The following is a 13,068-nucleotide window of genomic DNA, read 5'->3' on the forward strand; positions in this document are numbered from 1 at the left end:
CAGGGCGGGGCCGTTCTCCGCGGGGCTCGGTCACAGGCGTCGGAACGCGTCGGCCCAGTCCAGCGGGAGGTCGTCCGTCGTCACCGTCCAGGTGGCGAACTTCGCGTCCCGCATCTGAGGAGCGAGGCCCCGGGCGGTCGGCGCGTGGACGCCGCCGCGAGCGAAGGCCTTGAGCGCCGCGGGCGACTCCCAGGCGGAAAGCGTCCAGAAGGTGCGCCGCAGCGGCGCTGCCTTCAGCGTGGCACCGTACGCGCCGGGCGCCCTGCGCACCTGCCGCCAGACACCCGGTGTCCTGGCGAAGAACTTGAGCGCTCCCCAGAGGGTCCGGGTTTCGAAGCGGGAGGCGAAGACATGGACCTCGGTGTGGTCCGGCGGGATGTTCGGCATGGTCCAGGGGAGGGTGGGCATGGCTGGGCTCCTTCCAGGGTTTGGTTTCTGGATCCACTGCGAAAACAGAAGGTTCGATTTCCGGACTCAGGGCGAGACGGTCTCCAGCACCGGCGCGGGCGCCGTCTTGGCGTCCACATCGGTGTCGGCCTCGGCGTCCCGCGTCCCCGCCTCGGCCGTACGGCCTCCGGCCGGGATGAACAGGGCCGCGACGCCTGCCAGGGCCACCGCTGAGGCGCCGACCCACAGCGCCGGCCGGATGCCGTCCACGAAGGTCTGGCCGGTCTCGTAGCCGCCCTGGGCGGAGAAGATCGAGGCCATCACCGCGATACCGAGCGCGCCACCGACCTCGCGCAGCGCGTTGTTGGCGCCGGACGCGATCCCCTGCTCATGTCCCTTGACGCTGGACATGACCAGGCTGGAGGCCGGGGCGAAGAAGAGGGACATTCCGATGCCGCTGATGATCAGGGCGGGCAGCTGCGCGGCGAACGAGGTGTCGGTCGCGACGACGGAGGCGAACCAGCCCAGCCCGACGGCCTGCAGGAACAGGCCCACGGCGACGACCGGGCGGCCGCCGATCCGGTCGGACAGATAGCCGGCGACGGGTGCGACGATCATCGGCATGCCGGTCCAGGGCAGCATCCGCAGGCCCGCCTCGGTGGGCGAGTAGCCGAGAACGCCCTGCATGTACTGGCTGAGCAGGAAGATCGAGCCGAACATGCCGAGGAACATCAGCAGGCTGGCCGCGTTGATCCCGGCGAAGGCGCGGCTGCGGAACAGCCGCATCGGCAGCATCGCATGCCTGGCACGGCTGCCGTGCACCACGAAGCCGACGAGCAGAGCCGCGCCGGCGAACAGGCCCAGGATCACCAGCTCGTCGGTCCAGCCGACGATGGGCGCGCGCACCAGGCCGTACACGACGCCGAACAGCCCGCCGCTGGCCAGCAGGGTGCCGCGGATGTCGAGCGGAGCGCCCGAGCCGTACGACTCCGAGAGGCGGAGCCGGGCGAGCGGCAGCAAGGCCAGGCCGAGCGGCACGTTCAGCCAGAAGATCCAGCCCCAGGAGACGTGTTCGGTGAGACTGCCGCCGATGAGCGGCCCTGAGGCGACCGCGAGACCGTTGACGGCACCCCAGATCCCGTACGCCATACCGCGCTTGGCGGCGGGAACGGCGGCCGTCAGCAGGGTCAGCGTCAGCGGCATCATGATCGCCGCACCGACGCCCTGCACCGCGCGGGCAGCGATCAGCGAGTCGATGCCGGGCGCCATGGCCGCGGCGGCCGAGGCCCCGGTGAAGATCGCGATTCCGGCGAGAAAGAGCCGGCGGCGGCCGTACCGGTCGCCCAGGGCCGCGCCGAACATCAGCAGCACGGCGAAGGTGAGCGTGTACGCGCTCACGGTCCATTCCAGGTCGTCGAGTCCTCCCCCGAGGTCCTCTCGGATCGAGGGCAGTGCGGTGGTGACGACGAGGTTGTCGAGCGCCGCCATGAACCCGGCGACGCTGGTGATGACGAGAGCCCAGGCTGTGCTCCCGCGACGTGCTGTCTCCTGTGACATCGCTCCCCCAGTAGTTTGGTTAGTTATTGATGACTAACTTTTACGGTCATGAAGAGGCGCCGATCTGCACCGTCCCGGCTTCAGCCTTTCTCGAGCCGGCCCTTGGTCCGAGCCGAGGGGTAGACGCCCTCCCACACCCGGTGCTCGGGCGGAAATCCCATGGACACCAGGCAGTTGATGAGCATCCCGTAGGCCATGAAGGTCGCGGTTTCGCCCAGGTCGGCCCCGAGCGGCAGGTGGACGGTGTCCCACAGGCGCATCCAGCCCGCCCGCACCGCCTCACCGAACTCATGGTCACCGGCTTCCTCGGCGGCGCCCACCGCGACGTACACCTGCATCTGCATCAGCAGCCGCTCCGGCTGCTCCGCGATGACTTTGGTGTACGCGTCCGCCATGGCATGCAGGGCTTCTTCGCCCTCCAGGCCCTTGGCCGCCTCCTCGAAGGTTCGGCGAGTGTCCTCCGTGCAGCGCTCCGCCGCCGCGAGGAAGATCGCCTTCTTGCCCGGGAAGAGGCGGAAGAGATACGGCTGCGAGACGCCCACACGCTTGGCGATCGCCTCGGTGGACGTGCCGTAGTAGCCGCCCCGGGCGAACTCGCTCATCGCGGCGCGAATGACGCTCTCGCGCCTCTCTTCCGCGCTCATCCTGACCATGCGACTAAGTTAGTGGCCAATCACTACCTAAGTCAAGGGGTGGCGTGAGGCCCATACAGAGCCCAAGGATGAGGAGAGCTCATGAGTAAGGGGCACGCCTCCGTAGAGGGTGCCCCTTACACAAGAGCTTGCGGGCGCCGCCGGCCCAAGCGCTGCCCTCAGGCCAGTCGTACGACCGCCCGCGACATCCCCAGGACCTTCTGGCCCGCGCTCATCGCCGTGAGGTCGACGCGCACGGTGTTGTCGTCCAGCTTGGCCCCGACCTTGGCACTGACGTCGATGGTGGCTCCCTTGTCGTCGTTCGGGACGACGACGGGCTTGGTGAAGCGCACGCCGTACTCGACGACGGCACCCGGATCGCCCACCCAGTCGGTGACCACCCGGATCGCCTCGGCCATCGTGAACATGCCGTGCGCGATGACATCGGGGAGGCCGACCTCTACCGCGAACTTCTCGTTCCAGTGGATCGGATTGAAGTCACCGGAGGCACCCGCGTACTGAACGAGCGTGGCGCGGGTCACCGGAAAGGCCTGGGCCGGCAGTTCGGTGCCGACCTCCACATCCGCGTACGCGATCTTCGCCGTCATACGTGTCAGCCCTCCTCTGCCGCGCGGGCCACGAGCTTGGTCCAGGCGGTCACCACGTGCTCGCCCGCCTCGTCGTGGACCTCGCCGCGGATGTCCAGGATGTCGTTGCCCGCGAGGGACTTGATCGCCTCGATGGTCGAGGTGACCGTGAGCCGGTCGCCCGCGCGCACCGGGCGCGTATAGGCGAACTTCTGGTCGCCGTGCACCACGCGGCTGTAGTCGAGGCCCAGTTGAGGGTCCTGGATGACCTGCCCCGCGGCCTTGAAGGTGATCGTGAACACAAAGGTGGGCGGGGCGATCACATCGGAGTGGCCGAAGGCCTTGGCGGCCTCGGCGTCCGTGTACGCGGGGTTGGGGTCTCCCACCGCCTCCGCGAACTCGCGGATCTTCTCCCGGCCGACCTCATAAGGGTCGGTGGGCGGGTAGGACCGCCCCACGAAGGACTGGTCGAGCGCCATGGGCTCGGTACCTCCTGTGTTCGCTGTGATTGCCCGAACTGAGCGTTCGTTCTGGCCGGCCCGGTAGGCCGACAACGACGCGAGGCCGCCCCCATTCTGCTGGGGACGGCCTCGCGTACGAGCCTGATTTATCGCGTTTCGCGGTGCGCGGTGTGCGCGTTGCAACGCGGGCAGTGCTTCTTCATCTCAAGACGGTCCGGGTTGTTACGCCGGTTCTTCTTGGTGATGTAGTTCCGCTCCTTGCACTCCACGCAGGCCAGCGTGATCTTCGGGCGGACGTCGGTGGCAGCCACGTGAGTGCTCCTTGACGAACGGATGGGACAGGGTTTAACGCATAGACATAAAAGAGTAGCCGATCGAAGGACCGACCCCACAATCGGCTACTGTCAGTAGCGGTGACCGGACTTGAACCGGTGACACAGCGATTATGAGCCGCTTGCTCTACCGACTGAGCTACACCGCTGCGATGCGATCGGGCCCCGCCTCGCGGCAGGAACCTCACGCACCAGAGCCCCAATACGGAATCGAACCGTAGACCTTCTCCTTACCATGGAGACGCTCTGCCGACTGAGCTATTGGGGCGAGCGATGAAGACATTACACGGTCGGCCACCGATCGCCCAAATCCGTTTCGCGGCACCTGCCCCACCCCGTTCCAGGACGTTCCCCTGCGCTTCCCAGGAGTTCCATCCGCTCCTCACACCCAGCGGACCACACCGGTACTACTATTCCGCTCCTCCTCGAAGCGCGCCGATCGTCATCCTAGGCTCGACTCACGCTGCGTGATCAGGTGTCCCTCTCCGCAGCCGCCGAGCCCCAGGAGCGCGATGCCCGACAGTCAGCCGCCGCAGCCCTCTCCCTCGTCCCCCTCGCCGGGCCCCGGCGACGGCTCCGCCCTGCTGCTGTGCGGTGCGCGGCTGACCGACGGCCGGACCGTGGACGTGCGGCTGGGCGGCGGGCGCATCGAGGCGGTCGGTACGGCCGGCAGCCTCAGCGCGCACACCGCGCGCGTGGACCTCGCCGGCTATCTGCTCCTTCCGGCCCCCGCGGAGGCGCACGCCCACAGCGACACGGCCTTGTCGGCCGACGGCGACGGTCCGGTCTCGTACGACGGTCAGGACGTCCAGCGCCGTACGACCGAGGCCGCGCTGCTGCAACTCGGACACGGGGCCACCGCGTTGCGCTCGCACGTGCACGTGGGCGATGTGCAGGGGCTCGGCGCGCTGACGGCGGTGCTCCGGGCTCGGCGGGCGCTGCGGGGACTCGTCGAGCTGACGGCGGTGGCGATGCCGCGGGTGCTGACCGGGCTCGCCGGGGCCGAAGGGCTGGCGATACTGCGGGACGCGATGAAAATGGGCGCCTCCGTGGTGGGCGGCTGTCCGGATCTCGACCCCGACCCGACGGGGTACGTGGAGGCGGTCCTGGAGGTCGCGTCGGAGCACGGCTGCCCGGTCGACCTGCACACGGACGGTGACGATCCGGCGCGGCTCACGCGGTTCGCGGCCATGGCCGGCGGGCTGCGACCCGGGGTGACGCTCGGTCCGTGCGGCGCGCTCGGCCGGCTGCCCTTCGAGACGGTGTCGCGGACGGCGGATCAGCTCGCCGCGGCCGGAGTGACCGTGGTCTGCCTGCCGCAGGGCGGCTGCTCGGGAGTCGACCGGCGCGGGACGGCTCCCGTACGACTGCTGCAGACGGCCGGGGTGCGTGTCGCGGCGGGCAGCGGGGCGATGAGGGACCTGTCGAATCCCGTGGGGCGCGGAGATCCGCTGGAAGCGGCGTACCTGCTGGCCTCCCGCTACGGGCTGCGCCCCGAGGACGCCTACACCGCGGTCAGCTCGTCGGCACGGGCGTTGCTCGGGCTGCCCGAGGTGCGTGTGGAGGCGGGTTTCCCGGCCGAGTTGCTCGCCGTGCGCGGCGACCGGCTCTCGGGGGCGCTGGCGCTGGCGTACAGCCGGATCGTGGTGCACCGGGGTCGGGTGGTGGCGCGGACGAGCGCGGTGCGCGAGTACTGCGGGTCGGCTGCGGCTGCGGCGTTGGATCTGCCTCGGCAGGGGCGGGCTGGGGACCATCTTGAGGGGCCGTCTTGAAGGCTTGGGGGGGCCGTCCTGAGGGGCCGTCCTGGGGACTTTGGGCGGGGCACCGCGCGCGTGGAGGTTTTTCAGGGTTCACGCGCGCGTGAAGGTCTTCTGGGGCTTATCGGGGGCATTAGGGGTCCACGCGCGCGTGCCTGTGTTCTCAGCTGTCACCGATGGCGACTGCTTCCTGCCTCAGAAACCGCCGGGCAGCACCCCGCCCGTGAACGGGTTGCCGGGGCCCGCGAACTCCCCCGCGGGCACCTCGGTGGCGTCGGACGGAGCGCTGACGTCGGCGGCCTTGCCGAACGTGAGGACCAGCGGGAGCCTGGCGCCCTTCGCGTCCTCAGCGAGGGCGGCGAGATCTACGGAGACGCGGGTCAGGTCGCCGTTCTTCAAGGAGAAGTTGACGGCGATCTTCTTGTCCGGGGCGTCCTTGAGGTCCTTGCGGGTGGGCAGTTCGGTGCCCGCCGGGAGGTCGTCGGCCAGCGGCCGGAGCTTGTCGAAGACCCCCGTGAGCAGGTCGCGGAACGAGGCCTTGGCGATGATCCGTTCGGTGCCGTCGCTGCCTTCCTTGCTGCTGAAGGTGACCTCACGCGCGAAGACACCGCGGACGGCCTTCAGGATCTTCTGCTGGGTCTTGGTGTCGATTTCGCCGGATCCCGAGGCGCGCTTCCCGGACTTCTCGAGCTCGCTGTTGTCGACCTTGACCCACTTGCCCTCGAGAACCCTCTTGAACTCCTTCTCCCCCTCGGGGAGTTCGTCGGCCGTGGGCAACGGGAAGCCCATCACGTCGCTGAGCGCCTTCATGTCGGCGCGGTAGTACGTGAAGTCGCCGACGGCCCGGTACTCGACCAGGACGCCGTCGGCCCCGGAGACCTGCATGCCCGTACCCACGAGGTCCTTCTCGCCCGAGTCGGCGAGCGGCTTCTTCGACTCGACGGACACCGTGACCCGCATCCCCGTGAGGAACTTCGCGAGCTCGGGCGGCAGTTCCTCGCCCGGGTCCGCCTCTCCGGCCAGCTTCGTGAGCGCGGACGGTTCGGCGTCGAGCGCCAACTCGAAGGAGAGCGACTTCTTTTCGCCGAGTGCCTCGACGGCGTGGTCGACCTTCTGCCCGGCGGTGAGGTTCTCGACCGTTCCGCAGGCGGCCGCTCCGGCGAACAGGACAGCGGTGCAGCCGACCGCGGCGAGGGGCTTGCGCAGGGTGGTCATGGCAGTGGTCATGGCGATGATGACGGTCTCCTTCGGACGCCGCGCGGCGTCGCCCTCGTGACTGAGTGATCGTTCTGGTACCTCAGCGATCAATCAGGAGACTCATGAGTTGTCCACAGAGTTGTGCGGCACGTGTGGGCGTCCGGGCGTACGGTCGGAAACATGCGCATTGTTATCGCTGGAGGTCATGGTCAGATCGCGCTGCGGCTGGAGCGACTGCTCGCCGCGCGCGGTGACGAGGTAGCGGGAATCATCCGCCGGCCCGAGCAGGGCGACGATCTGCGGGCTGCCGGAGCCGAGCCGGTCCTGTGCGATCTGGAGTCGGCCTCGGTCGAGGAGGTCGCCGCGCATCTGCAGGGCGCGGACGCCGCGGTCTTCGCGGCGGGCGCGGGCCCGGGCAGCGGCACGGCCCGCAAGGACACCGTGGACCGGGGTGCCGCGGTCCTCTTCGCGGATGCCGCGGTGCGGGCCGGGGTGCGACGGTATGTGGTGGTGTCGTCGATGGGCGCGGACCCCTCGCACCCCGGGGACGACGTGTTCGACGTGTACTTGCGCGCCAAGGGCCAGGCCGATGCGTACATCCGCGGTTTCAAGAGCCTGGACTGGACGATCCTGCGCCCCGGAATGCTGACGAACGACGCCGGCACGGGTCTCGTACGCCTGGAGGCCTCCACGGGCCGCGGCCCCATCCCGCGCGACGACGTCGCGGCCGTCCTCGCCGAGCTGGTGGACACATCCGCGACGGCCGGGCTGACACTGGAGCTGATCAGCGGGTCGGTGCCGGTTTCTGTGGCGGTGAAATCGGTGGCGGGGAACTGAGGGGACGGTGACCAGCCCGAGCGGAGGAGTCGTTGTCGTGTCCGAAGAGGTTCCCGCCGCGCAGGAGTCCCTGCTGCGGAAGATGTACGAGGTCTTCAGCACCGATGAACGCGACGCGTTCGTCCCGTACTGTCTGGCCCCGGACGTGGACTGGCCGAACGTCGCCGACGGGGTGCGGTTGCACGGCCACGCCGAGGTACGCGCCTACTGGGCGGCGCAGTTCGAGACCATGCACCCTCTCGTACGACTGGACGGGCTGCGCCTGGACGAGGACGGGAGCCGCGTGGTCGCCACGGTACGGCCGGGGCTGCGGGACGACTCGGGCGATCACTGGGCGGAGGAGCCGGTCGAGCATGTGTACCGGTTCGGCGCGGACGGTTTGGTGAGCCGGATGGACGTACGCCCGCTCTCGTGACGTCGTGACCTCGTGGTCAGAAGAGGGGGAGCTGGCCGGGGAACTCCGGTACGACGTACCCGTCCAGCGCGGGCTGGTCCGCTCCGAGCGGCGCCTGCCTGCGCGACCCCGGACACGACACGAGCTCCCCGCTCTCGCGCGCCCCAGGCGGATCATGCCGCGCGAACCGCCCGGCGACGACGGCGATCTCGCGACGGCACTCGGGGCAGTTCCTGCGACGTGACGACATACACCTCAGCGTACGAAGCCGGACGGCGGCGGGCGCACGACTCGGCTCCCTGGCCCTCGCGGTCCGCTTCGGTCCGCACCACGTCCACGCTCCTGCGCACCGCATCCCGTACCGCCGACCGCCCCGATCGCCGTCCACACACAAAACGGAACGAGCCCGAACACGAAGAAACCCCCTCCGCTCTGCGTTCTCGCAGATCAGAGGGGGTCTCGTTTCAACTGTGGCGGCGCCAGGATTCGAACCTGGGAAGGCTGAGCCGGCAGATTTACAGTCCGCGCGACCGGGCGGCCTTGATCAGCGGAAACGCCGCACGTTGCCCGGCCGCCCCACGCGGGCCCCACGGCGTCTAGGGCTCTTTCACCTCCGCGCACGCGCAGGTCCTCGACGGTCCTTCGCCCGAAAGGAGATCAGGGGCGACTCTCGCCCTGACTCGCCTTCCTGACCTGCTCGCCCTCAAAGCACGTGCGCCGTCACTGATCGGCCGTTGATGACCTGCTCAGCGGCGACACCTCCCGAGCGACCCCACTCCCTCAGGGAGCTGCTCAGCCGCCGAAGCGCGCCCTTGTCCCAGAGCCCAACGCCGGTAGTCGCCTCGAGCGTCAAGGAACCTTCTGGCGTGTACGCCTGACACAGCACGTTGTGGACAGCGGTTAAGTTTCACGGTAACGTCCGTGCATGAGGGAAACGGCTTGACGTTTCCAAGTGACACTACGGGTGGGAGACTTCCTTGTTCGAGTTCGAACCGAGCGTTGAGACGCGTCGCGTGGATCTTGTGGGCATCGCGGAGATCGCCGAGCTGTCAGGTATGACCAGACAAGCGATCACCAACATGCGCAGCCGAGACGCGCAATTCCCCCTGCCTCTGGTCGAGCTCCGGAGTGGGCCAGTATTCAGCGGGAGCGCTGTTCGGGATTATCTCGACCGTCGCGGACGGTCGAGCCAGCCAGTAGCGACTCCCTCTGTGCAGCGAAAGCGTACGGAGAGATTCAATCCGCTGGACCGAATCAACTTGGCCTGGAGTGTGGAACAGGCGCTTCGGGAGGAGCCGCTCAACCCGCTTGCTCCCGAAGTCTCGTTCAACGGCTCGGGTCTCTATTGCATCTACTACGCGGGTCCCTATGAGCCCTACAGCCAGTTGGATCTGGAGACGCCTATCTACGTCGGCCGAGCCGTGCCGAAGGGAGCCCGGGCTGGCCTCAACGGCCTACTGTCCACCCCGGAAGAGCCTGTACTGTACCTGCGCCTCCGAGAGCACGCCCGTAGCCTGGCGCAGGTCGAGTCCTATGGTGCGGAGAACGGCCAACCCCAGCTGCGCTTGAGCGACTTCAAGTGCAGGTTCCTGGTAGTGGATGACATCTGGGTCCCGTTGGCCGAAGCGCTCATGATCGGGCATTACCGACCGCTGTGGAATCAGGTCCTACAGGGCTTCGGCAACCATGATCCGGGCGGCGGCCGCCGCCGCGGGGCCCGTCCTGACTGGGACGAGTTCCACCCCGGGCGCACATGGGCCGCCAAGCACGACAAGCCCGGTCGAAGCCCGGAAGAGAGCCTTCGTCTCATTCGAGAGCATCTTGCCGTGCCTGTAGCCAACCCAGACCCGACGTCCACCCCGGAGTTGACCGAGGCCGAACTGAGCCACTTCACCGAGGGCGATCTGTAGTCCACGGCGCTGGCCGGTCGTGGATGGCGAGTTCAATCCCGGCTCATCCCAAAACGGCTGCGAAGGGCCGGAGACTGAGTCTCCGGCCCTTCGCAGCTGGCCGCAGGTGGCCACCTGACGAGCGCGCTAACCATTCCTCAGCCGGGCGATCTCAAATGCTCTACATACCAGGCACCTCGCTCGGCGGCGATCACGAACAGCGCGCGCAGCGCCAGCCAGCCGACCGGCAGCCTTGCAGACCTCACTACAAGGCCTCATTGGCTTACCGCTTCAGTCTTCGGCGCAGCTAAGGCCCCACGAGCGGCATCCACTGGCTTCCGCTCAGCCATATCCGTAGGTCTCGACCCCGCGCCGGGTACGACGGCATGTAGTCAGCCCTCAGACTTCGTCTGCCTCCTCCGTGCCATCCGTGCTGCCGGAGTGAGCCTCTTCCGCCGCCTCGGCGATCGCGGCGTACATCTTCAGCCGTCCGCTGATCTTGTCGAGACGGATACCAAGGTCCTCCGCGTGAACCTGAGGCCATCCCTGTTCCCTGACGAACGGCCGACTGTGTCCACGCACACTCTCGGCTGCTACGAGTGCGCTTTCCAGAGAGGCCACGAGGTTCGCGAAGTGGGTCTTGGCTGACTCGAACTCGCTCTCTGGCGTGGTTACGTCTCCTTCGATGGGAGGCGACGCCACGGATTCACCGACGGCAGTGAATGTGGTGCGCAGCCACTTATCGTCGGCTAGGAGAGGCTTGTTGCTCAGGTTGAGTTGCGGTGTTCCGACCTCGTCGACCCTCTGCGGCTTCCTGTTCTGTCGTCCGTCGACGATCGCCCTGTGAAGGGTCCTGAGCCCATGAGAGCTTTCCGTCATCCGCTGGAGCACCGATGACGGAGTGCGGTAGTCCACAGTGCGTCCTCGTGCCTCTCGAACCAGAGTCCCGTGCACCGCCAGGTAGTAGCCGCCGCGGACGCCCAGCTCAATGCCCGCCTCTTCCGCGCTGCCGCCCTCCTTGAGATTGCGGAGGGCTACTTCCAGCATCTTGTCGGGATCGTTGTCGCCGCTGGTGTGCCAGCCTGACGCCTGTAGCGGCGTCCACTTCAGCATGCGTTGCAGCGTGCTGCGAGTCCCACTCACCCGATCCGCGGCATCAGCGTCAGCGTTGGCTGCGCGCCAAGGGCGCAAGATCATCTCGGTGACCACTTTCGCCTTGAAGTCGGCTGTCACCTTGCTCTTGGCGGTGATCCTCAAGACGCCCTTGCGAAAGAGGGCATGCTCTTCGGCGTTGAGGAAGGTGGACACGATCTCGGTGACCCGGGTATCGGGCCAGGGATCGAGGACGTTGGAGCGCACTTCTTCAGGCGTCAGGTCTGCGGCGAACCACTCCGCGCGGGTACGCGTGAGGCGGCCGGCTCGCAGAAATTCTTCAATGACCGGATCCGCCAAAGCGTCGTTCTCGCTTGCGCTTCCCCAGGGCTTCGGAGGTTCTACGTGGGTGATCCCCACGATGAACTTGACCGCCTGGTCGTATTGCAGCTGGGAGCCTTCGTCCGGGACGAAGCGCAGGACGAGTGTCGCTGGGGCAACGAGTGCTCGAGCCCGCTTCACGTCGTCGGGAGTGACCTCCTCACGCGGGCGTTCACCCGTCCCAAGGACCTGGCTCAGCAGCTGCCGATACTTTCGGTCGTCGCCCGGCAGTCCATACAGGACGTCGCTCGCTCCCAGTGCGTGAATCCGGTGACTCGCAGAAATCCGGCTGCTACCGTCAGCACCGGCGAGAGCCCATGCCGGCGGTTCGTCCTCAGACTCATGGTCGATCCTGACGACCGTGAGCAAGAGCTCCCTCAGGATTCCGTGCTGCCCGATGGTCTCGGTAAGGTCATTGTGCCGAGCAAGGAAGCTGTTCGACTTATCCATGGCGCTAACCACGTGGGCGCGCGATTCTGCTTGGAGAACGAGTTCCCCGGTTTCCCCCGGAGCTGCTTCTAGGCCCCGCAGAGGGGGGAATTGCCCCGGCGACAGGGTTCCCGACAGGGGGTAGACCCTGTAGCCCGCTTCCCGGTTGTTGCCGGGGAAGTGACAGACCGCAGGCGCCCATACCTGGGTTGTGATGGTGTGGAGAATTCCTCCAGGGACACGCATGATGTCAGGATTCTGGAGCCGCTTGCGAGCCTCTTCGGGCCGTGCGATCGCTCGTGCGACCGCTGTGGCCGCGCCTTCACTGAACCCATGTGTGACGAGCGTGCTAGCGAGCTTGCGTACTGCCGCCGTCCGGGGAAGAGCCGGTAGCCCATCGGGCAAGGATGGAAGATCCTCTTCTGAGCGCTCAGCCTCGTCCGCGCCTGTCTGGCTCGACTCCGAAGCGGAGAGCTCGACCTCATCCGAACTGGCCTGCGCCTGCTCCTGGGGTGAAGGGGTGGGCTCAGCGGAAGATGCCGGATTTGACTCGGGGCCGTCGGACGGCAGCTGAGCGTCGTGGTTCTCGTCCACGGGGGGTCCTTCCGATTTGCGTGGAACGAACCGCAGCGGCGCTGGGGTTCGTTGAGGCGATCGGAGCCCTCCGTGGGACATGCCACTTCAGACAAACGAAAGGGCCCTTCCGCCTCACCTGGAGACGAAGGGCCGCTAGGCGACCAGCTGTCCCCGCTGCGGCATCCCTAAGATTCCGGTGTTGCCGAGCGGCCGCACCCAGTGCCGATCGCCTGTCGGGTCCTCCGTCGAGGTGACGGTGCGACCACTGCCAACACATGGGGAGGAATGCCATGTCTCGCGACGTGCCGGGACGAAGTGCGTCCAATGCGATTACCTTGTCGAAAAGTTCAGTCGGTTGGCACTCTTCTCCTGTTTTCGAGACACCAAGCATCTACGTCTGATATAGGGATCTTTCGTCACTGGAGCGGCGGACGCTGACGGGCAAGTGCTCCACATGCCGCCCACCCGCAAAGGCCGGCGGCCAACGAGCCGACGGCATCACCTCGAGCTAAGCGCGCACGACTTGGCGCCCCACGCCGTCACCTGAGCAAGGGCTGCGT

General features: G+C 67.5%; 14 protein-coding genes and 3 tRNA genes. 5 read left to right on the top strand and 12 right to left on the bottom strand.

The genetic code is table 11. The features are described from left to right. Positions 1-30: 30 nt before the first annotated feature. The 8 genes from FE633_RS12465 to FE633_RS12500 form a co-directional block, all read right to left on the bottom strand. Positions 31-408: a DUF3291 domain-containing protein gene (locus FE633_RS12465; RefSeq protein WP_138045181.1), complete on the bottom strand. Its 378-nt coding sequence runs from the start codon at positions 406-408 to the stop codon at positions 31-33. A 66-nt stretch (positions 409-474) separates the two neighbouring features. Then, a complete protein-coding gene (locus FE633_RS12470) occupies positions 475-1,944 on the bottom strand; it encodes a DHA2 family efflux MFS transporter permease subunit (RefSeq protein ID WP_138045182.1) in 1,470 nt (489 codons plus the stop codon). Between the two features lie 80 nt (positions 1,945-2,024). Continuing rightward, positions 2,025-2,597 (bottom strand): TetR/AcrR family transcriptional regulator, encoded by a 573-nt coding sequence (locus tag FE633_RS12475; protein WP_171059914.1) that lies wholly within the window; start codon positions 2,595-2,597, stop codon positions 2,025-2,027. Positions 2,598-2,755: 158 nt separating this feature from the next. Beyond that, a complete protein-coding gene (locus FE633_RS12480; RefSeq protein WP_138045183.1) occupies positions 2,756-3,184 on the bottom strand; it encodes a MaoC family dehydratase in 429 nt (142 codons plus the stop codon). Between the two features lie 5 nt (positions 3,185-3,189). Then, the gene (locus tag FE633_RS12485) at positions 3,190-3,642 is read right to left on the bottom strand and encodes a MaoC family dehydratase N-terminal domain-containing protein (RefSeq protein WP_119102627.1); all 453 of its coding nucleotides are present in this window, start codon (positions 3,640-3,642) and stop codon (positions 3,190-3,192) included. Positions 3,643-3,770: 128 nt separating this feature from the next. Next, positions 3,771-3,935, bottom strand: coding sequence for a 50S ribosomal protein L33 (rpmG, locus tag FE633_RS12490; RefSeq protein WP_003948671.1), 165 nt, complete (start codon positions 3,933-3,935; stop codon positions 3,771-3,773). A 97-nt stretch (positions 3,936-4,032) separates the two neighbouring features. Beyond that, a tRNA-Met gene (locus FE633_RS12495) sits at positions 4,033-4,105 on the bottom strand. Between the two features lie 46 nt (positions 4,106-4,151). After that, positions 4,152-4,224 (bottom strand) — tRNA-Thr (locus FE633_RS12500). A 244-nt stretch (positions 4,225-4,468) separates the two neighbouring features. On the opposite strand from FE633_RS12500, the gene FE633_RS12505 reads away from it, so the two are divergent. Beyond that, entirely contained in the window at positions 4,469-5,728 is a 1,260-nt protein-coding gene (locus tag FE633_RS12505; protein WP_138045184.1) for an amidohydrolase family protein, read from the top strand. A 180-nt stretch (positions 5,729-5,908) separates the two neighbouring features. Here the strand turns inward: FE633_RS12505 and FE633_RS12510 are convergent, their stop codons facing one another. After that, positions 5,909-6,940 carry a hypothetical protein gene (locus tag FE633_RS12510; RefSeq protein ID WP_138045185.1) on the bottom strand — a complete coding sequence of 344 codons (1,032 nt, stop codon included), beginning with the start codon at positions 6,938-6,940 and terminating at the stop codon, positions 5,909-5,911. 150 nt (positions 6,941-7,090) lie between these two features. Between FE633_RS12510 and FE633_RS12515 the strand changes: the two genes are divergently transcribed. Next, on the top strand, positions 7,091-7,747 hold the full coding sequence (locus FE633_RS12515) for an SDR family oxidoreductase (RefSeq protein WP_138045186.1): 657 nt from the start codon (positions 7,091-7,093) through the stop codon (positions 7,745-7,747). A gap of 37 nt (positions 7,748-7,784) precedes the next feature. Next, the gene (locus FE633_RS12520) at positions 7,785-8,162 is read left to right on the top strand and encodes a nuclear transport factor 2 family protein (protein WP_246113572.1); all 378 of its coding nucleotides are present in this window, start codon (positions 7,785-7,787) and stop codon (positions 8,160-8,162) included. A gap of 16 nt (positions 8,163-8,178) precedes the next feature. Here FE633_RS12520 and FE633_RS12525 read toward each other — a convergent pair whose 3' ends face one another. Beyond that, complete coding sequence (locus tag FE633_RS12525) at positions 8,179-8,391, bottom strand: hypothetical protein (RefSeq protein ID WP_138045187.1); 213 nt, start codon at positions 8,389-8,391, stop codon at positions 8,179-8,181. A 221-nt stretch (positions 8,392-8,612) separates the two neighbouring features. Continuing rightward, positions 8,613-8,717: transfer RNA gene (locus FE633_RS47140), tRNA-Tyr, on the bottom strand. A 401-nt stretch (positions 8,718-9,118) separates the two neighbouring features. On the opposite strand from FE633_RS47140, the gene FE633_RS12530 reads away from it, so the two are divergent. After that, complete coding sequence (locus tag FE633_RS12530) at positions 9,119-10,051, top strand: Eco29kI family restriction endonuclease (protein WP_138045188.1); 933 nt, start codon at positions 9,119-9,121, stop codon at positions 10,049-10,051. A 378-nt stretch (positions 10,052-10,429) separates the two neighbouring features. Here the strand turns inward: FE633_RS12530 and FE633_RS12535 are convergent, their stop codons facing one another. After that, the gene (locus tag FE633_RS12535; RefSeq protein ID WP_138045189.1) at positions 10,430-11,953 is read right to left on the bottom strand and encodes a hypothetical protein; all 1,524 of its coding nucleotides are present in this window, start codon (positions 11,951-11,953) and stop codon (positions 10,430-10,432) included. A gap of 386 nt (positions 11,954-12,339) precedes the next feature. Between FE633_RS12535 and FE633_RS49740 the strand changes: the two genes are divergently transcribed. Next, positions 12,340-12,762, top strand: a complete 423-nt coding sequence (locus FE633_RS49740; RefSeq protein ID WP_138045190.1) for an EspF repeat-containing protein — start codon at positions 12,340-12,342, stop codon at positions 12,760-12,762. The last annotated feature ends 306 nt before the right edge of the window (positions 12,763-13,068 follow it).

Source organism: Streptomyces montanus, assembly GCF_005786655.1.
Classification (GTDB): domain Bacteria; phylum Actinomycetota; class Actinomycetes; order Streptomycetales; family Streptomycetaceae; genus Streptomyces; species Streptomyces sporangiiformans.